Here is a 19,034-nt window from a genome sequence, read left to right on the forward strand (position 1 = left end):
AGAGGCCCTGACCAGCGGAGACGCCGGTCAGGGCCTCTCGCCTTACCAAGCGGGGTATGCGAAGCCGCGGCTTCCGAAGGCAGGATCGCAGGCCCGCTGACCTGCGCCCCGCGAATCCTGCCGACTGCAAGGCCGCTGCTCATCCGCTGCGGGCGATCAGAGCGGCGTCCACGGGTGGCAGGGTGGAACCGTGGCTTCTGACGGAAGGCCGGTGCAGCCCGTAGGGCAGTCTCCTGCTGCGCCGCGCGGCAGGGTCACGGTCAGGCAGCGCGTCTGGGCACGCATCGCGTCGGTGGCCGCGCGTCGGATGGCGCCCCTGGCCGCCGCTCCCGTGCCTGAGCCCGAGGCGGTTCCCGCCCCACCACCAGAGGCCGTCCTCGACCTTCTGCGGCATCTGGGAGTCGCGATGTCGCGCGCGGGAGACCCTGCGGACCGTGTCGCCCTGATCCTGGGACGGGTCGCTGAGGTGTACGGCGCCACGGGTGTGACCTTCTTCGTGGTCCCGACCGGCGTCCTCGTGCGCATCGACCTGGGCACGTCGAGCAGTGTGGACTTCGAGACCGGGGGCAGCAGCCCCCTGCGTCTGGACCAGGTGGATGCGCTGTACCGGCTCATCGACGACATCCGTTACGGACAGGTGAGCGCCGAGGCAGCGATGGCACGCCTGCAGGACCTGCTGACGGCCGAGCCGCGGTTCGGCGCCGTCATCGCGGTGCTGGGCGGTGGAGTCCTCACGGTCGGTCTCGGGCTCATGCTCGACCCCACGGCCAGTACGCTGCCGGCGTTCCTGGCCCTGGGCTTCCTCGTGGGACTGCTTCGCTGGTGGGCCGATCGCGAGCCCATCCTGACGCTGGTGCTGCCGGTCGTCGCCGCCGTAGCCGTCACCTGGGTCGTGTTCGCCTGGCTGGCGCCCGCGCTCGACGTCGATGCCCTGCACATCGTCATCCCCGCCCTCGTCACCTTCCTGCCGGGGGCGGCGCTGACGATGGCGACGGTCGAGCTGTCGACCGGCGACATGCTCGCGGGATCGGCACGACTGGTCTACGGACTGGAACGGCTGCTGCTGCTGAGCTTCGGGATTGCCGTAGGGGCCCAGCTCGCCGGGCGGCCACAGTCATCCACCCAGGGCGGCTCGGCCCTGGGCGCCTGGGCTCCCTGGCTCGGGGTGCTCATCTTCGGGTTGGGCCAGTACATCGCCTCCTCAGCGCCCCGACGCACCCTCGGGTGGTTGCTGGTCGTCCTCTACATCGCGTACGGGGTGCAGGCGCTGTCCGGGCACCTGTTGGGCTCTCTCGGTGCCAGCTTCCTGGCGGCCGCGGTGATCCTGCCGGTGTGCTACGCGATCCAGAGCCGTCGCAGCGGTCCACCGGTCCCGGTCACCTTCCTGCCCACGTTCTGGCTACTGGTGCCCGGGGCGCTCGGGCTCGCCGGCGTCGCGCAGATCGTCGGCGCCGACCAGGCCGCTGGCCTCGGCGACTTCCTCAACGCCCTCCTGTCGATCGTCGCCATCGCTGTCGGCGTCCTCGTCGGGTCGGGGATCTGCGAGCGGATCGGACGGACGACCTCCACCTGGAGAGGGATCTAGCACCATGACGCCCAGCGGTGATCGCGCGTGACCGTGCACAGCGGGGGCGTGAAGGACGGAGGGGACGTCGCCTTCGACGTGCTCCACCGGCTGGCGGAGGTGCTGCTGGCCAACAGCGGCGAAGGGGTCGTGCTCGTCGAGGGCGAGCTGCGTCGGGCCGCAGCAGCGCTCGGGTCCGACCTCGAGCCGCTGGCCCTGCCCGAGCAGCTGGTGCTCTCAGGTGTGTCGCGCCCTGGCTCGGTCGGGCGCCAGGCGATGGTCGTCGTGCACGCGACGCCGGGCATCGCTCGGTTGGACCGGGTCAGTGCCGCCCACGAGGTCGTCGACTCCCTCGGGCGTGGGCTGCCCGCTGCGACCGCATTGGCTCGGCTCGAGGCCATCGCCGCCGCGCCACCACCGTTGGGCTGGTGGGCTCGCGTCCTCGGGGTGGCGCTGTTCGCCGGCGGCTTCGCCCCCAGTGTCGTGGCGACGGCGTCGGAGGTCGTAGCCGCCATCGCCCTCGGGCTGCTCATGGGCCTGATGCTCGTGGCGGCCGAGGGACGCATCCTGGACCCTCTTCTGCCGGCCATCTCGGCGGCTGTCCTGACCGGCGTCGCCTTCGCGATCCGACCGGGCATCGTCGACCTCGCCGGGCCGGTACTCGTCGTGCTGCCCGCCCTCTTCGTCGTGCTACCCGGCGACACGCTCTCCGCCGGCGCGGGCGAGCTGCTGGCCGGGCGGATCACCTCGGGCACCGGACGGGTCATGTGGTCCTTCTTCATCCTCGCCCAGATGGTGGTCGGGATCGTCGCGGCCGCCGAGGTCGCCGGGGCGGGGGCGGCCGCCCTCACCGAGCAGGAGGTCCCGGCCGAGCTGCCGTTCCTCGTCGTCCTGCTTGCATGGATCCCGTTCACGGCGGGCCTGGCCCTCGTGTTCCGGGCGCGGACCGCCGACCTCGGCTGGGTCCTGGCCGGTGTCCTCGGCACGTTCCTGCTGCAGCAGGCGGTCACGCGGGCGGTCGGCGACGTCTCGGGCACGCTCGTGGCAGGTGCGGCGCTCGGTGCGTACGCGACCTGGGCCTCGCGCAGCCGCTGGCGGCCGCCTCGTCTCGTCGTCGTGCTCGGAGGTTTCTTCGTCCTCACCGTGGGCGGCCTCGGACTGCGCGGGGCCACCGCCCTCGTCGGTGGCCATGCCATCACGGGAGTGCGCAACCTCGTCGACTTCGCCCTGCAGATGCCGACGGTGGCCCTGGGCATCGGCTTCGGGTTCCTCGTCGCAGGGCGACGCTGGCTGTCGGACTCCCAGAAGTCCGCCGGGCCGAACGACGCCGCTGACGCAGACCAGTGACGCAGACCCGTGACCAGTGACCCGATCTCACCCCCATCGGATGAACGCCGCCAGAGACGCCGGCCGTAGCATCGTGGCGCGGAACGGAGACTGCTCATGGCTGCAGGAGAGAACGGGGCACCGGCCCCCTTCACCGCCGAGGACTACCGGGCCCGAGCACGAAAGGTCGCGACGGCGGCGTCGGAGCACGGCCTCTCCGGCGTGCTGGTGACACCGGGTCCCGACCTGGTCTGGCTCACGGGCTACCGCCCCACAGCGATCACCGAGCGTCTGACGGTCCTGGTGCTGCGCCCCGACCTGGAGCCGACCCTCGTCGTCCCGGCCCTCGAACGGCACGATGCCGAACAGGCAGAGGGCGTCACGGGGATGGAGGTCATCGCGTGGTCGGACGCCACCGATCCGTACCAGGCCGTCGCGCCCCTGCTCCCGCCGGACGGCGTCTACGGGATCTCCGACTCGGCGTGGGCACTCCACCTCATCGGCCTCCAGCAGCGCCTCCGAGGGACGACCTACCGCGCCCTCACGAACGCGCTGCCACTGATGCGTGCGGTCAAGGGACCGGACGAGCTGGCCCGCCTCGCCGCCGCGGCCGCCGCGGCCGACGCGACCTACCGGGAGATCCTCGGGGCGCGCTTCGCCGGGCGCAAGGAGACCGACGTGGCCGCCGACCTCGCCGACCTGCTGCGCAGCTTCGGGCACGAGCAGGTCGATTTCACCGTGGTCGGGTCAGGCCCCAACGGCGCCGACCCGCACCACGAGGCCGGGGACCGCACCATCCGTGACGGCGACGCGGTCGTGCTGGACTTCGGGGGTCTCCGGTACGGGTACGGCTCGGACACCACCCGCACCGTCTGCGTCGGTGAACCCACCCCGGAGATCCGGGACGTCCACGAGATCGTGCGGCAGGCGCAGCAGGCCGGCGTCGATGCGGTGCGGCCGGGCGCGACCTGCCAGGACGTCGACCGTGCCGCGAGGGCTGTCATCACGGAGGCCGGGTACGGCGAGGCCTTCATCCACCGGACCGGTCACGGGATCGGCGTCACGACGCACGAGCCGCCCTACATCGTCGAGGGCGAGGAGCAGCCCCTCGTGCCGGGCATGTGCTTCTCCGTCGAGCCCGGCATCTACCTCTCCGGACGTTTCGGTGTGCGGATCGAGGACATCGTGACCGTGACGGACTCCGGGGTCGCTCGTCTCAACGACACCGACCACGGGCTCGGAATCGTCACGTGAGCCGCGTGTCGGGGCCGATCAACCCCGGCGAGTGATGCCGTCTGCGGCGTGCGGTACCAACCTGATGCCGTCGAAGGACAGCTCTGCATGAGGTGGTGGTCAGCATGGTCGCTGTGGGACCTGACCCGTCGGGCATGGGGTGGTCGCGATGAGCACGGTGGAGGGCGCCAGCGGACAGGCGGTGCCTGTCGGTAGAGCGAAGACCCGAGCCGCCGCCGCGCCCTACATCTCGTGGATCGCGCTGGCGATGATGACGACCAGCTCGGTGGCCAGCCTGCGCGCGGCACCGACCATGGCCGTGTACGGGCTGGCGTGCGTCTTCCTCTACATCGTGCCGGCCATCGTGTTCCTGATCCCCACGTCGTTGGTCTCGGCCGAGCTCGCCTCCGGCTGGGAAGGCGGTGTCTACAACTGGGTGGCGCGCGGGATCTCCAAACCGATGGGGTTCCTGGCGGTCTGGTGCCAGTTCGCGATGACGATCTTCTACTACCCGAGCCTGCTCGGTTTCGTGGCCAGCACCTTGGCGTACGTCATCAATCCCGCGCTCGCCTCCAACGGCGTCTGGACGGCACTGGTCATCGTCGTCGTCTACTGGACCGGTGTCTGGGTCTCCTCCCGTGGCACCAAGGGAGTCGCCGGCCTGGCCAGCGCCGGCCTCGTCATCGGCACCCTGATCCCCGGGGCCATTCTCGTCACCCTTGGCGCCGTCTTCCTCGGGCAGGGAAACCCGTCGGCCGCCCCGATGGACGCCTCGCACCTCCTCCCCGTGTGGGCAGGTCTGTCGAGCCTGGTCCTCATCGTCAACAACTTCCTGTCCTACTCCGGCATGGAGATGAACGCGGTGCACGTGGGCAGCCTGAGGAACCCGGGCAAGGAGTTCCCGAAGTCGATGTTCCTGGCGATGGGGCTGGTCCTGCTCATCTTCATCCTGCCGGCCCTGGCCATCGCCTGGATCGTGCCCGCCCAGGAGCTGTCCCTCACCGCCGGGGTGATGCAGGCCTTCGACGCCGTCCTGGCGAACTTCGGCGCGCAGTGGCTCACCCCGATCTTCGGGATCATGCTCGTGTCCGCGTCCCTCGGAGGCATGCTCACCTGGCTCGCGGGTCCGTCCAAGGGGCTCCTGCTCATCTCCCGCCAGGAGGGCTACCTCCCGCCGGTGCTGCAGAAGCTCAACAAGAACGGCGTCCAGCAGAACATCCTGGTCGCCCAGGGCATCGTGACGACCGTCATCGGTCTCGGCTACGCCTTGATCCCCAACGTCTCGAGCGCCTACTGGATCTTCTCCGTCATCACCACGCAGGTCTACCTCATCATGTACCTGCTGATGTTCGTCGCCGCAGTTCGACTGCGCCGCAACGATCCTGACCATCCGCGGGGGTACCGCGCCCCGATCCTCGGGGCTCTCTGCGGGGTGGGCTTCGCTGCCTCCCTGGCCGCCCTGCTCATCGGGTTCATCCCGCCCTCGCAGTTCGAGTCCGGCAGCCCGGCCCTGTACCTGCTCATCGTCGCCGGTGGCGCGCTCGGCCTCGGTCTGCTGGTGCCGTTCCTCTTCTACCGGCTGCGCAAGCCCTCCTGGAAGCAACCAGAGGCTGCGGAGGTGAGCGAGTCATGACCGTCACGGAAACCTCCTCGGACAAGGAGACTCGAACCACGTACATCGTCATGGGGGCCGTGGTGCTGGTGCTCGCGGTGATCGCGTTGTTCACCTTCCATTCCGGCAAGACCTCGCAGGAGGCACAGCAGAAGGCCGTCCAGCTGTCCGCCGCCCTCACCGCCGCCGGCGCCCGTGCTCCCAGCCAGGAGACGCTGGTGCGACTCTTCGGCAACGACGGCGGCTCCGTGTGCGACGACCCCAACGGGGCCCTGCGCCGCGGAGTCCTGACGCAACAGCTCATGAACGGCGCGGCCGGACCCGGCATGCGACCGGTCATCGCGGACCGACGCGTCGTGGGCGCCCAGCTGCTCGTCATGAAGGTCTACTGCCCCGGCGAGGTGCCGACGTTCCAGGAGTTCGTCAACAGCCTGAACCTCGGCGACACCGTGAAGAGCTGACGAGCCGTGGACCTGCGTGACCGGGTGACCGGGCTGATGGGACGCGCTCGGACGGACCTCGCCGAGCTGGTGGCGATCCCGTCGGTCGCGGATCCCCGGCAGTACCCGCCGGAAGGGTGCGCGCGGGCCGCCCAGTGGGTCGTGGACGCCTTCATCGAGGAAGGCTTCCGCGACGCCCACCTGGAGGAGACGGCGGATGGCAGCCAAGCCGTCATCGGCTCACGACCGTGCGCGGACCCGGCCGCCCCGACCGTCCTGCTCTACGCCCACTACGACGTCCAGCCACCCCTCGACGAGGACGCCTGGCGCACCCCGCCGTTCGAGCTGACCGAGGTCGACGGACGCTGGTACGGGCGCGGAGCGGCAGACTGCAAGGGCAACATCGTCATGCACCTCACCGCCCTGCGAGCCCTGGGTGACGACGTGCCGGTCAACCTCAAGCTCGTGGTCGAGGGCTCGGAGGAGCAGGGAACCGGCGGCCTCGAGGACTTCGTGCCCAAGCACGCGGAACTGCTCCGAGCCGACACCATCCTCGTGTGCGACACGGGGAACGCGGCCGTCGGCGTCCCAGCCGCGACCGTGAGCCTCCGTGGCATGGTCAACGTCGTGGTCAGCGTCGACGCGTTGTCCTCGGAGGTGCACTCCGGGATGTTCGGCGGAGCCGCCCCGGACGCCCTCGCGCCCCTGGTCGCCATGCTGGGGACCCTGCGCGACGCCAAAGGCGACACCACCGTGACAGGGCTGGATCACAGCCAGACCTGGCCGGGCGAGCCCTACCCGCCCGAGCAGTTCCGCACCGACGCAGGGCTGGTCGAGGGTGCGGACCTGCTGGGCAGCGGAACCGTCTCCGACATGCTCTGGGCGCGTCCGGCGCTCACCACCTTGGGCATCGACTGCCCACCTGTGCTCGGCTCCGCGGCGGCCATCCCACCGCACGCGCGTGCGCGGCTCAACCTCCGGATCCCTCCCGGGACCGAGCCGGCCGCCGCCGAGAAAGCCCTCCGTGAACACCTGCTCGCGGTGGCGCCATGGGGTGTGCACGTAGACGTCGAGACGGAGGCAACCGGATCGCCGTTCCTGGCGCGTACCGACGGCCCCGCCTACCGGGCCATGGGCGAAGCCATGGACGAGGCCTTCGGACGACCCATGGTCCATCTGGGGCAAGGCGGCTCCATCCCCCTCTGCAACGTGTTCGCCGAGACCTACCCGGACGCCGAGCTCATCCTGATGGGCGTCGAAGAACCGCAAGCCGCGATCCATGCGCCCAACGAGAGTGTTGATCCGCGGGAGATCGTCGACCTCGCTCTGGCAGAGGCGCTCTTCATGCAGCGCCTGGCCAGCTCGTGATCCCGCCGCGAGGGACTCGCAACCAGTCGTTCCGGTCGGTTGGCCGCGCGGCCCCGATTGTGGACTCCCAGACCAGGACGCCGGCGGTGAAGGCGTCCACCCCGGACAGCGCAATGACCTCGTTGCGCAGCAGCACGAACGCCTCGTGGTCGTCCGGGACGCCACGTCCGGACCGCTGCATCGCCGCCTCGACGACGGCCCGACCACGGCTCGGGAGGGTGCATGCCTGCATCACGCGCAGACCGTGCTCGCGCAGCTGCCCACGCCAGCGTGCGACCCGCCAGACGCCCCAGGCGCAGCATGCGTGGAACACCACCGCGGCTGCGACCACGGTCTTGACGTTCAGCGACCCAGTGCCTGCCGGCCACGCCTGCACGATGGCCGGTGTCAGCAGGCCGACGAGCAGGCTCACACCCAGCGGAAGGTACGCCAGAAAGGCCCGCCGGGCCCGTGGAGCCTCACGTGCCTGCCACGCAGATGCGGCCCAGACGTGCAGGTCCGGGTCGTGGGGAGTCGACGGGAGGGAACCAGCGCCGGTGGGGTCGCCCAGAAGCATCGTGGGGGGTTCCTCGGGCGTTGCAGCTCCGCCGGGGGCATCGAGGACCGCGGTCAGGGCGGCGGCGTTCGCGTGGTTGACGGTGCCGGTGCGGTCGTAGGTGAAGAGAGCGATGTCGAAGGTGTCGGCGTAGGCCAGCGCCGTCTGCGAGTAGGCGCCGGACGTGAAGTAGAACAGCCGCAGCTCGCGGCGACGCGCATCGGTCACGAGGTCCCGAAGGGCCTCGACGTGCGTGACCGCAACCCCCAACCTCAGGCGAGCCAGCGCTGAGGTCGAGGAGAGCGTGCATGCCGTCCGCGGGGCCCTCCCGGACAGGTAGCACCGCGAAGCGCCTGAGTGACCGAGCGAGGCGAGCCAACCGATCGCCGCCTCGTGCACGCTGGCCTGCGTGGTCAGCCAGACGGATGAGCCTGCGGGCCGGTCACCGGCGCGGGCACCCCACTCGTCGCTTCCGTGAAGCGCGGGTGCGGGGGGCGCTGCGGGTAGCCACGAAAACCCCCGACTGCGCCGCCCGGCCCGATGGCGTCGCCACCTCACTGTGGGCCGCCGACCCCGACGCTGCTGCGGTCGGCGTGCAGTTGTCGCGTCGGCGCATGAGGAGCAGCGCAGTGACGGCAACCAGGGGGAGTGAGGATCGAGGGGATCACGGACGTTCTCCGTCGGTACTTGGGCTTTCAGAGCGCTCCGCCCCTGACGGAAGCGCGACCAATGACCTGCCCATACCCACCAGTGGGCATCTGAGCCACGGGTCAGGTGTTCGGCCGGACCCGGGGCAAGATCGTCCTCACTCTGTGACCCCGCAGCCGGTATGCCTGGTGGCCGGGTCCCCGACTCAAGCGGTGGCTCTCTGCGGCGGAGCCGCAGCGGCCGGGTCAGACAACACCGGGCGCGAAGCAGCCGGGAACAGGTTCTGCGGAACTCCCAGCACGGCGTCGACCTGCTCGAGGGTGAGGTGGCTCCCGATCCCTGACAGGGAGGCCATCACGTCGGCCAGCAGCGCGATCTCCTGCAGGAGCGTCGTGTCCACCAGCTCCGCCCCGGGCCGGCCGAGAGATGCTGCCTCGCCGTGTGCAGGGGGCTCCACCAGCCGCGAGCGCGCCGAGGGTGGCCGCTCCAGGTCGCTGTCATCGAGGGTGCACATGTCACCGGACCCCACTGCACCGTTCAACCGCCAGCTCACCCCATGGCTCGAGGCGCTGACGAGAACAGGCTATGCGCGTACCGCTCCGGCGTCCTCGATTCGCCACATCCGGGCCGCCCGTCCGCGTCTCATCCTGGTGGCGGTCGAGGGCTCAGCCCAACGTCGACGCGCGGGCGACGATCTCCGGGGTGAACTCGACGTGCCGGTGGCAGTGGTCCGGGTCGGTCGTCTCCTCGAGCAGGAGCTCTGCCGCGCGCTGACCGAGCAGGTGCCGTGGCTGGCGCACGGAGGTGAGGGGCACGGCTGCGGCACCGGCGAACTCGATGTCGTCGTAACCGACGATGGCGAGGTCGCCGGGCACGTCGACGCCGAGTGCGACGCACTGCTGGAGCAGGCCCAGGGCGAGCAGGTCGTTGGCGCAGAAAGCCGCGCTCGGGCGGCGCGAGCGAGGTAGTCCCGCGATGCGCGCCCCCGCGAGTCGACCGGCTGCGACGGTGAGGGCGTCGGTCCCGATCGGGACGAGATGGTCCGCCGGGAGCCCCGCCTCGCGCATGGCATCGGCGGCGCCGGCATGGCGGTCGCGGACCTGGCCGATGGAGGCCGGCCCGCCGACGAAGGCGATGCGTTCATGGCCGCGGTCGATGAGGTGCTCCACGGCGAGGCGGCCACCGAACACGTCGTCCACCGACACGCTGCAGAGCAGCTGGTCGTCCCGGGTGCGGTCGACGATGACCACAGGGGTGCCCCGTTCGGATACCTGGACCAGCGTGGGGTCGTCGGGCTGGACCGGCGTGATCAGCACCCCGGCGACGCGCTGCTCCTCCAGCCGGCTCAGGTACACGTGCTCCCGCTCGAGACTGTTGTCGCTGTTGCACGTGTAGAGCACGAGGTCGGCGTCGCTGGCGGCGTCCTCGATGCCCCGCGCGACGTCGGTGAAGAACGGGTTCGCCACGTCGAGCACGACGTAGGCCAGCGTGCTGCTGCGTCCGGCCCGGAGCAGCCGGGCGCTCTCGTTCCGGACGAAGTTGAGCTCGGCCATGGCGCGCTCGACGCGCTGACGCGTCTTGGCGCTGACGCGCTCGGGACGGTTGAGCACGTTGGAGACGGTCCCGAGCGACACTCCCGCAGCGAGGGCGACGTCCTTGACGCTGACCGACATGGCTCTTCCTAAAACTATTCAACGAGGGCTCGGGTCGCCTCACCCTATCCCGGCTGGCGGGCGAACGTGCCTTTGGCGCAACGGTTTCTGTGGATTGCCGCGAATCCCTTGACGCTCCTGCAGAGCCTCGGTACCTTCGGCGTATTGAAACCTTTCAATGAGGCAAGGTGCACTATGAACGAACCGCGGACCACCGCGATTCTGGAGCTGCGCGAGGTGTCGAAGTCCTTCGGCCCCGTCGTCGCACTGAGGTCGGGGAGCCTCCTGGCCCGCGCCGGCTCGATCCACGCGCTCGTCGGTGAGAACGGTGCCGGCAAGTCGACGCTGGTCAAGATGGTCGCCGGCGTACACCGCCGCGACAGTGGCGAGTTCCTCCTCGACGGCCAACCGGTCGACTTCGGCTCCACGGCCGAGTCCAAGGCCGCGGGTGTGGCCGTCATCTACCAGGAGCCGACGCTCTTCCCGGACCTCTCGGTCACCGAGAACATCTTCATGGGCCGGCAGACGCTCGGCCGCGCGCGACGTATCGACAAGCCGGCGATGTACGCCGAGGCCGCGCGGCTCTTCGCGGGACTCGGGGTGCACATCGACCCGCGCCGGCCGGCGCTGGGCCTGTCGATCGCCGACCAGCAGATCATCGAGATCGCCAAGGCGATCTCCCTCGACGCCAAGGTCCTCATCATGGACGAGCCGACCGCCGCCCTGTCCGGCGTCGAGGTCGAGCGACTCTTCACCGTCGCCCGCCAGCTGCGCGACGAAGGCCGCGCCATCGTCTTCATCTCCCACCGGTTCGACGAGGTCTTCTCCCTCTGCGACACCGTCACCGTCATGCGCGACGGCGCCTACATCGACACCCGCACCATCGCCGGGACCTCCGTCGGCGAGATCGTCAACCTCATGGTCGGCCGCGAGGTCGAGGACCTCTTCCCCAAGGTGGTCGCGAACGTCGGCGAGGTCATCCTCGACGTCGAGGCACTCAGCTCCACCGGCACCTTCCACGACGTGTCGTTCTCGGTCCGACGCGGCGAGATCGTCGGGCTCGCCGGCCTCGTCGGCGCCGGACGCAGCGAGATCGCCCGCGCCGTCTTCGGCGTCGACCGCTACGACTCCGGCACCGTCACGATGAAGGGCGACGCGGTGCCGGCCGCGAACCCGACCGCCGCCATCCGGTGCGGCATGGCGTTCATCCCCGAGGACCGCCGCAAGCAGGGACTCGTCACCGACGCGTCGGTCGCCGACAACATCTCCTCCGTCATCCGGCACAAGCTGACGACGGCCGGCCTCATCACCCGCTCCCGGGAGAACCGCGCGAGCGGCCCCTGGGCGGCGCGGCTCGAGGTCAAGACGAACGCCCTCGACATGGCGGCCAACACGATGAGCGGCGGCAACCAGCAGAAGGTCGTCATCGCCAAGTGGCTCGCCTCCGAGCCCGACCTGCTGATCATCGACGAGCCGACCCGCGGCATCGACGTGGGCACCAAGGCCGAGGTGCACCGGCTGCTGTCCGAGCTCGCCGGCCAGGGCATGGCGATCCTCATGATCTCCTCCGAGCTGCCCGAGGTCCTGGGCATGGCCGACCGCGTCCTCGTCGTCTGCGAGGGACGGCTCACCGCCGAGCTCTCGCGCGAGGACGCCACGCCGGAACGGGTCATGCGCGCCGCCACCGCCACGTCGAGCCAGGAGGCCGCGTCATGACCCCCCAGACCCAGACCGCCTCGGCCCCCGACGCCCCCGACGCGCCGAGCCACGCCGAGCACGCCAGCGAGGAGGTCGCCCTCCTCGTCGAGCCCAGCGCCCTCTCCGACCGTGAGCGGATCCTCAAGACGCTGCTGCGCTCGCGCGAGCTGTCGATCTTCATCGTCCTCGTGCTCGTCATCGCCGCTGCCACGATCAAGAGCCCGACGTTCCTGTTCAGCCCCAGCGGCTGGCGCGACCTGCTGCTGACACCGGCGATGCTCGTCGTCCTGGCCGTCGGGCAGACCGTCGTGATCATCACGCGCAACGTCGACCTGTCGGTCGGCAGCGTGCTCGGCCTCACGGCGTACATGACGGGCCGGCTGTTCATCGACCACCCGGACCTGCCGGTCGTCGCCGTCTTCGTCGCAGCCGTCGTGGCCGGGGGAGTGCTCGGCCTCGTCAACGGCGTGCTCGTCGGGTACGGCCGCGTGCCTGCCCTCGTCATCACGCTGGGCACGCTCTACATCTTCCGCGGCGTCCTGCTGACGTGGGCCGGCTCGAGCCTGGTCTCCGCCTCCGAGATGCCGTCCGGCTTCCTCGACCTCGGCACGGCGCAGATCCTCACGATCCCGGTGCTGTTCGCGCTCGCGGTCGTCATCACCGTCGCCGTCGGCTACTACCTGCAGACCGCCCGGTCCGGGCGCGAGCTGTACGCGGTCGGCTCCGACCCCGACGCGGCGGTGCTCTACGGGCTGCCGGTCCGCAGCCGCGTCATCGGCGCGTTCGTCCTGAGCGGCGCGCTCGCCGGCCTCGCCGGCGTCATCTACGCCGCCCGCTACGGGACCGTCTCCTCCGACGCCGGCACCGGCATCGAGCTGCAGGCCGTGGCCGCCGCGGTGATCGGCGGCGTGGCGATCTTCGGTGGCTCCGGCACCGTGTGGGGCGCCGCCATCGGCGCGGTCCTGCTCGTGACGATCAACCGGGCGCTGCCGATGGTCGGCATCTCCGACTTCTGGCAGCAGGCGCTCGTCGGCGCCCTCATCATCGCGGCGATCATCCTCGACCGCGTCCTGTCCGCCCGACAGGCCCGCAAACTCATCGAAGCAAGGGACGAGTCATGAGCACCAAGACGTACGCGGCCTACGCCCGTCCGCTGTGGCGGCGGCTCCTGCTCAGTCGCGAAGCCGCGATGATCGGCCTGGTCGTCGTCGTGTACCTCTGGGGCTACAGCAACATCCCGTACTTCGGTGACACGCTGACGCTGACCTACCTGCTGCTCGACGTGACGACGATCCTGCTCATCGCCCTGCCGATGACCCTCGTCATCATCACCGGCGAGATCGACCTGTCGGTCGCCAGCGTCGTCGGCCTCTCCAGCGCCACCCTCGGGCTGCTGCACGAGCACGGCGTCGGCATCGTCGCCTCGTTCGTCATCGCCCTGCTCGTCGGGCTGGTCTGCGGGGCCTTCAACGGCTTCCTCGTCGCCTACGTCGGGCTGCCGTCGCTGGCGGTCACCATCGGCACCCTGGCCCTCTACCGCGGCGTCGCCGTCGGCCTGCTCGGCACCACCGCCGTCACCGGCTTCGCGAACGACTGGACCAAGCGCGCGTCGCAGGTCCTCGGCGGCAGCGGCGTCCCGAGCGTCATGCTCGTCTTCCTCGTGCTGCTCCTCGTCTTCTCCCTCGTGCTGCACTTCGCCCCGTTCGGCCGTGGCGTCTACGACATCGGGCTGAGCAGCGAGGCCGCGGTGTTCGCCGGCGTCAAGGTCAAGCGCACCAAGTTCATCCTCTTCTGCCTCACCGGCGTCGTGTCGGCGCTGGCCGGCGTCTACTTCACCCTCCGGTTCGGCAGCGCCCGTGGCGACAACGCCACCGGCCTCGAGCTGCAGGTCATCGCGGCGGTCCTGCTCGGCGGCGTCTCGATCTTCGGCGGACGCGGCAAGCTCCCCGGCGTCGTCGCCGGCGTCCTGCTCATCGGCGTCATCTCCAGCGCCCTTCGCCTGCAGGGCGTCACGGTCAACGTCATCAACATCATCATCGGACTGCTCCTCGTGCTGTCCGTGATCTCCACAACCGTCCTGGCGTGGGTCTCCGACGTCGCAGCCAGGCGTACCCGGGCCAGAGGCCCTCGACAGACGCCACTCAGCGTCGGAACCAAGTGAAAGGACATCAACGAAGATGCACACCATGACGCGACGCAGCGCGGTCCTCGGCGCTGCAGCCCTGTCCATGGCCCTGGCCCTCACGGCCTGCGGCAAGGCCGAGACGCCGACCGCGGCCGCCGGCACGGCGGGCGGCACGGGCGGTGGCAAGGCCCTCAACGTCGTCTTCATCCCGAAGAACCTCGGCAACCCCTACTTCGACGCCAGCGACGCCGGCGGCAAGGAGGCCGTCGAGTCCCTCGGCGGCACCTACTCCCAGGTCGGCCCGCAGACCGCGAGCCCCGACGCGCAGGTGCAGTACATCAACACGGCCGCCCAGCAGCACGTCAGCGCCATCGTCATCTCGGCCAACGACCCCAAGGCCATCGGCGACGCCCTGACCCAGGCCAAGCAGGCCGGCACCAAGGTCGTCACCTTCGACTCCGACACCGACCCCCAGTACCGCGACCTCTACGTCAACCAGGCCTCGCCCGAGGGCATCGCCAAGGCGCAGGTCGACGGCATCGCCAAGCAGATCGGCGACTCCGGTGAGATCGCGATCCTGTCGGCCGCCGCCAACGCGACCAACCAGAACACGTGGATCGACCTGATGAAGAAGGACCTGGCCTCCAGCCACCCGAACATCAAGCTCGTCGACACCGTGTACGGCAACGACGACGACCAGACCTCCTTCGACAAGACCGCCGCGCTCCTGCAGACCCACCCCAACCTCAAGGGCATCATCAGCCCGACCACGGTCGGCATCGCCGCCGCGGCCCGGTACCTGTCCACCTCGGACAAGAAGGGCAAGGTGGCCCTGACCGGCCTCGGCACGCCCAACCAGATGCGCGAGTACGTCAAGAACGGCACGGTCAAGGAGTTCTACCTCTGGAACCCGACCGACCTCGGCTACCTCGCCGGGCAGGCGGCCGCGGCCCTCGTCAACGGTTCCATCACCGGCAAGGAGGGCGACTCCTTCAAGGCCGGCCGGCTCGGTGACTTCAAGGTCGGCGCCAACGGTGAGGTCCTCCTCGGCGACCCGACGGGGTTCAACGCCGACAACATCGACCAGTTCAAGTTCTGACCGGTCGCTCCCACGCTCGACCCGCACCGACCGGGGCCGCCACACGCCGGCGGCCCCGGCCGGAGCCCCCGCCCCGACCCCACGTCGTGACATCCGAAGGAGGTCGTGATGCCCCGCGTCTGCTTCCAGCTCCAGGTGCGCCCCGAGCGCCTCGAGGAGTACACGGCCCGCCACCGCGCGGTCTGGCCCGACATGCTCGCGGCGCTGCACCGGACCGGCTGGCACAACTACTCACTCTTCCTGCGCGGTGACGGCCTGCTCATCGGCTACGTCGAGACGCCCTCGCTCGAGGCGGCACAGGCCGGCATGGCACAGACCGAGGTCAACGCCCGGTGGCAGGCCGAGATGGCCGAGTACTTCGTGGACCTCGACGACACCACCCCCGACCAGGGCTTCCTCCGGCTCGAGGAGATCTTCCACCTCGAGGACCAGCTCGACCATCTCCAGCTCGACCAGCTCCATCCGCTCCGGCAGCCGCCCCACGACCCAGATGTGAAGTGACGCCATGACAACGTTCGAATCGATCTCCGACCGGCTCGGAGAGCTCGCCATCGAGGTGCCCTCCTGGGCCTACGGCAACTCCGGCACGCGTTTCAAGGTCTTCGGCTCCGCGGGCACGCCCAGAAGCGTCGAGGAGAAGATCGCCGACGCCGCCGCCGTGCACCGCTTCACCGGGCTGGCGCCGTCGGTCGCCATCCACATCCCGTGGGACACGGTCGATGACTACGCCGCCCTCGGACGCTTCGCCCAGGACCACGGTGTGCGGCTCGGCACCGTCAACAGCAACACGTTCCAGGACGACGAGTACAAGCTCGGCAGCCTGACCAACGCCGATCCCGGGGTGCGGCGGCGTGCCGTGGAGCACAACCTCGAGTGCCTCAAGATCATGAACGAGACCGGCTCGCGAGACCTCAAGATCTGGCTCGCCGACGGCACGAACTACCCGGGCCAGGGCGACATGCGCCAGCGGCAGGACTGGCTGGCCGAGGGGCTCGCGGAGATCTACGCGCACCTGGGGGAGGAGCAGCGGCTCGTCCTCGAGTACAAGTTCTTCGAGCCGGCGTTCTACCACACGGACGTCCCGGACTGGGGCACGTCCTACGCCCACGTCGTCGCCCTGGGCGAGCGGGCGATGGTGTGCCTGGACACCGGTCACCACGCGCCCGGCACGAACATCGAGTTCATCGTCGCCCAGCTGCTGCGCCTGGGTCGGCTCGGTTCGTTCGACTTCAACAGCCGTTTCTACGCCGACGACGACCTCATGGTCGGGGCGGCCGACCCGTTCCAGCTGTTCCGGATCATCGTCGAGGTGATCCGCGGTGGCGGCTACGGGGCCGGTTCGGACGTCGCGCTCATGCTCGACCAGTGCCACAACATCGAGAAGAAGGTGCCGGGCCAGATCCGCTCGGTGCTCAACGTCCAGGAGATGGTCGCCCGCGCGCTGCTGCTCGACACGGCGGCCCTCGAGGTGGCACGGCAGACCGGCGACGTGCTGCTCGCGAACGAGATCTTCATGGACGCCTTCTACACCGACGTCCGCCGGCCCCTCGCGCAGTGGCGCGAGAGCCGCGGCCTCCCGGCCGACCCGATGCGCGCCTACCTGGCGAGCGGATACCAAGAGCAGATCGAGCGCGACCGCGTCGGCGGTGCGCAGGCAGGATGGAACTGAAGCATGTCCCCGAACACCAGCACCACCCCTACGAGCAGCGCTGTCGCAGAGCTGATCTCGCGCTCCAACCGGCTGGGCAGCGACCCGAAGAACACGAACTACGCCGGCGGCAACACCTCCGCCAAGGGCATCGAGACCGACCCGGTGACCGGCCAGGACGTCGAGCTGGTCTGGGTCAAGGGATCCGGCGGTGACCTCGGCACGCTCAAGCCCGAGGGGCTGGCCGTCCTGCGCCTGGACCGGATGCGCGCCCTCGTCGACGTGTACCCCGGCCTCGAGCGCGAGGACGAGATGGTCGCCGCGTTCGACTACTGCCTGCACGGCAAGGGCGGCGCCGCCCCCTCGATCGACACCGCGATGCACGGCCTCGTCGACGCCCCGCACGTCGACCACCTGCACCCGGACTCCGGCATCGCGATCGCGACGTCCACCGACGGTGAGGAGCTGACCGCCAAGATCTTCGGCGACAAGGTGGTCTGGGTCCCGTGGCGCCGCCCGGGCTTCCAGCTCGGCCTCGACATCGCCGCCATCAAGGAGGCGAACCCGCAGGCCATCGGTTGCATCCTCGGCGGCCACGGGGTGACCGCGTGGGGCGCGAGCAGCGAGGAGTGCGAGCAGAACTCGCTCTGGATCATCCAGACCGCCGCCGCCTACATCGAGCAGAACAGCAAGCCCGAGCCGTTCGGGGCCGAGCTGCCCGGCTACGGTGCGCTGCCCGCCATCGAGCGTCACGCGCGGGCGGCTGCCATCGCAGCGACGATCCGCGGGATCGCCAGCACCGACCGCCCGATGGTCGGCCACTACACCGACTCCGACGTCGTCCTCGACTTCCTCGCCCACGCGGAGCACCCGCGCCTGGCCGACCTCGGCACCAGCTGCCCGGACCACTTCCTGCGCACCAAGGTCAAGCCGCTGGTGCTCGACCTGCCGGCCACCGCCACGGCCGAGGAGATGACGGCCCGGCTCAAGGAGCTACACGAGCCCTACCGCGAGGACTACCGCGGCTACTACGAGCGCAACGCGACGCCCGACAGCCCGGCGATCCGCGGCGCGGACCCGCTCATCGTGCTCGTGCCCGGCGTCGGGATGTTCTCCTACGGCAAGGACAAGCAGACCGCCCGGGTCGCTGGCGAGTTCTACGTCAACGCCATCAACGTGATGCGCGGCGCCGAGGGCCTGTCGAGCTACGCCCCCATCGACGAGGCGGAGAAGTTCCGCATCGAGTACTGGGCGCTCGAGGAGGCCAAGCTGCAGCGGATGCCCAAGCCGAAGCCGCTCGCGACCCGCATCGCCCTCGTCACCGGTGCCGCGTCGGGCATCGGCAAGGCCATCGCGAACCGCCTTGCCGCGGAGGGCGCCTGCGTCGTCGTGGCCGACCTCGACCTCGGGAAGGCCCAGGACGCCGCTGCCGAGATCGGTGGCGCGGACGTCGCCATCGGAGTCCGGGCAGACGTGTCCGACGAGGCGGCCGTGCAGGCGGCCGTCGACGCGGCCGTGCTCGCCTTCGGTGGCCTCGACCTCGTCGTCAACAATGCCGGCCTGTCCCTGTCGCGATCGCTGCTCGACACGTCGGTGGCCGACTGGGACCTGCAGCACGCCGTCATGGCCAAGGGGTCCTTCCTCGTCTCCCGCGCCGCGGCCAGGGTGCTCATCGACCAGGGCCTCGGCGGCGACATCGTCTACATCTCGAGCAAGAACTCGATCTTCGCCGGCCCGAACAACATCGCCTACAGCGCCGTCAAGGCCGACCAGGCTCACCAGGTGCGGCTCCTCGCCGCCGAGCTCGGCCAGTACGGCGTCAAGGTCAACGGCATCAACCCGGACGGCGTCGTGCAGGGCTCGGGAATCTTCTCCAGCGGATGGGGTGCCAACCGTGCCGCCGTCTACGGGGTCGAGGAGAAGGACCTCGGTGCCTTCTACGCCCAGCGCACCCTGCTGAAGAAGGAGGTCCTGCCGGAGCACTGCGCGGCGGCGGTCTTCGCGCTCGTCGGGCCCGACATGACCCAGACCACGGGCCTGCACGTTCCCGTCGACTCCGGCGTGGCCGCAGCGTTCCTCCGGTGAC

Annotated in this window: 16 protein-coding genes; 13 read left to right on the forward strand and 3 right to left on the reverse strand. The window is 70.1% G+C overall.

The genetic code is table 11. The annotated features are described in order from the left end of the window. Positions 1–307: 307 nt before the first annotated feature. The 6 genes from RY076_RS20385 to RY076_RS20410 all read left to right on the forward strand — a co-directional run bounded on the left by RY076_RS20385 (position 308) and on the right by RY076_RS20410 (position 7,543). Entirely contained in the window at positions 308–1,585 is a 1,278-nt protein-coding gene (locus tag RY076_RS20385; RefSeq protein ID WP_323101441.1) for a threonine/serine exporter family protein, read from the forward strand. Between the two features lie 48 nt (positions 1,586–1,633). Then, the gene (locus tag RY076_RS20390) at positions 1,634–2,911 is read left to right on the forward strand and encodes a threonine/serine exporter family protein (RefSeq protein WP_323101238.1); all 1,278 of its coding nucleotides are present in this window, start codon (positions 1,634–1,636) and stop codon (positions 2,909–2,911) included. Positions 2,912–3,007: 96 nt separating this feature from the next. After that, positions 3,008–4,144, forward strand: coding sequence for an aminopeptidase P family protein (locus RY076_RS20395; protein ID WP_323101239.1), 1,137 nt, complete (start codon positions 3,008–3,010; stop codon positions 4,142–4,144). 148 nt (positions 4,145–4,292) lie between these two features. Further along, a complete protein-coding gene (locus RY076_RS20400; RefSeq protein WP_323101240.1) occupies positions 4,293–5,756 on the forward strand; it encodes an APC family permease in 1,464 nt (487 codons plus the stop codon). Beyond that, positions 5,753–6,196, forward strand: a complete 444-nt coding sequence (locus RY076_RS20405) for a hypothetical protein (protein WP_323101242.1) — start codon at positions 5,753–5,755, stop codon at positions 6,194–6,196. Before RY076_RS20400 ends, RY076_RS20405 begins: the two co-directional genes overlap by 4 nt. 6 nt (positions 6,197–6,202) lie before the next feature. Next, the gene (locus RY076_RS20410; protein WP_323101244.1) at positions 6,203–7,543 is read left to right on the forward strand and encodes a dipeptidase; all 1,341 of its coding nucleotides are present in this window, start codon (positions 6,203–6,205) and stop codon (positions 7,541–7,543) included. Here RY076_RS20410 and RY076_RS20415 read toward each other — a convergent pair. From RY076_RS20415 to RY076_RS20425, 3 genes are all read right to left on the reverse strand, one after another. Beyond that, positions 7,518–8,306 carry a hypothetical protein gene (locus RY076_RS20415; protein ID WP_323101245.1) on the reverse strand — a complete coding sequence of 263 codons (789 nt, stop codon included), beginning with the start codon at positions 8,304–8,306 and terminating at the stop codon, positions 7,518–7,520. The two genes, RY076_RS20410 and RY076_RS20415, sit on opposite strands and share 26 nt — an antisense overlap. Positions 8,307–8,931: 625 nt before the next feature. Beyond that, positions 8,932–9,126, reverse strand: a complete 195-nt coding sequence (locus RY076_RS20420; protein WP_323101247.1) for a hypothetical protein — start codon at positions 9,124–9,126, stop codon at positions 8,932–8,934. Positions 9,127–9,391: 265 nt separating this feature from the next. Beyond that, entirely contained in the window at positions 9,392–10,399 is a 1,008-nt protein-coding gene (locus RY076_RS20425; RefSeq protein WP_323101249.1) for a LacI family DNA-binding transcriptional regulator, read from the reverse strand. 174 nt (positions 10,400–10,573) lie between these two features. Here RY076_RS20425 and RY076_RS20430 point away from each other — a divergent pair, with 174 nt between their 5' ends. The 7 genes from RY076_RS20430 to RY076_RS20460 all read left to right on the forward strand — a co-directional run bounded on the left by RY076_RS20430 (position 10,574) and on the right by RY076_RS20460 (position 19,033). After that, positions 10,574–12,094, forward strand: a complete 1,521-nt coding sequence (locus RY076_RS20430) for a sugar ABC transporter ATP-binding protein (protein ID WP_323101250.1) — start codon at positions 10,574–10,576, stop codon at positions 12,092–12,094. Then, positions 12,091–13,197 (forward strand): ABC transporter permease, encoded by a 1,107-nt coding sequence (locus RY076_RS20435; RefSeq protein ID WP_323101251.1) that lies wholly within the window; start codon positions 12,091–12,093, stop codon positions 13,195–13,197. The genes RY076_RS20430 and RY076_RS20435 overlap by 4 nt, the downstream gene beginning before the upstream one ends. Further along, on the forward strand, positions 13,194–14,237 hold the full coding sequence (locus tag RY076_RS20440) for an ABC transporter permease (protein ID WP_323101253.1): 1,044 nt from the start codon (positions 13,194–13,196) through the stop codon (positions 14,235–14,237). Before RY076_RS20435 ends, RY076_RS20440 begins: the two co-directional genes overlap by 4 nt. A 16-nt stretch (positions 14,238–14,253) precedes the next feature. Continuing rightward, positions 14,254–15,300 (forward strand): rhamnose ABC transporter substrate-binding protein, encoded by a 1,047-nt coding sequence (rhaS, locus tag RY076_RS20445; RefSeq protein ID WP_323101254.1) that lies wholly within the window; start codon positions 14,254–14,256, stop codon positions 15,298–15,300. A 108-nt stretch (positions 15,301–15,408) separates the two neighbouring features. After that, positions 15,409–15,801 (forward strand): L-rhamnose mutarotase, encoded by a 393-nt coding sequence (locus tag RY076_RS20450; protein ID WP_323101255.1) that lies wholly within the window; start codon positions 15,409–15,411, stop codon positions 15,799–15,801. A gap of 4 nt (positions 15,802–15,805) precedes the next feature. After that, positions 15,806–16,969, forward strand: coding sequence for an L-rhamnose isomerase (gene rhaI, locus RY076_RS20455; protein WP_323101256.1), 1,164 nt, complete (start codon positions 15,806–15,808; stop codon positions 16,967–16,969). Between the two features lie 3 nt (positions 16,970–16,972). Next, positions 16,973–19,033, forward strand: coding sequence for a bifunctional aldolase/short-chain dehydrogenase (locus RY076_RS20460; RefSeq protein WP_323101257.1), 2,061 nt, complete (start codon positions 16,973–16,975; stop codon positions 19,031–19,033). Position 19,034: the final 1 nt, after the last annotated feature.

This window comes from Intrasporangium zincisolvens, assembly GCF_034724055.1.
Taxonomy (GTDB): domain Bacteria; phylum Actinomycetota; class Actinomycetes; order Actinomycetales; family Dermatophilaceae; genus Monashia; species Monashia zincisolvens.

Coding starts and splice junctions, on each gene's coding strand:
- RY076_RS20385 (WP_323101441.1), top strand. CDS start 308: ATGGCGCCCCTGGCCGCCGCTCCCGTGCCTGAGCCCGAGGCGGTTCCC.
- RY076_RS20395 (WP_323101239.1), top strand. CDS start 3,008: ATGGCTGCAGGAGAGAACGGGGCACCGGCCCCCTTCACCGCCGAGGAC.
- RY076_RS20400 (WP_323101240.1), top strand. CDS start 4,293: ATGAGCACGGTGGAGGGCGCCAGCGGACAGGCGGTGCCTGTCGGTAGA.
- RY076_RS20405 (WP_323101242.1), top strand. CDS start 5,753: ATGACCGTCACGGAAACCTCCTCGGACAAGGAGACTCGAACCACGTAC.
- RY076_RS20425 (WP_323101249.1), bottom strand. CDS start 10,399: ATGTCGGTCAGCGTCAAGGACGTCGCCCTCGCTGCGGGAGTGTCGCTC.
- RY076_RS20430 (WP_323101250.1), top strand. CDS start 10,574: ATGAACGAACCGCGGACCACCGCGATTCTGGAGCTGCGCGAGGTGTCG.
- RY076_RS20435 (WP_323101251.1), top strand. CDS start 12,091: ATGACCCCCCAGACCCAGACCGCCTCGGCCCCCGACGCCCCCGACGCG.
- RY076_RS20440 (WP_323101253.1), top strand. CDS start 13,194: ATGAGCACCAAGACGTACGCGGCCTACGCCCGTCCGCTGTGGCGGCGG.
- rhaS (WP_323101254.1), top strand. CDS start 14,254: ATGCACACCATGACGCGACGCAGCGCGGTCCTCGGCGCTGCAGCCCTG.
- RY076_RS20450 (WP_323101255.1), top strand. CDS start 15,409: ATGCCCCGCGTCTGCTTCCAGCTCCAGGTGCGCCCCGAGCGCCTCGAG.
- rhaI (WP_323101256.1), top strand. CDS start 15,806: ATGACAACGTTCGAATCGATCTCCGACCGGCTCGGAGAGCTCGCCATC.
- RY076_RS20460 (WP_323101257.1), top strand. CDS start 16,973: ATGTCCCCGAACACCAGCACCACCCCTACGAGCAGCGCTGTCGCAGAG.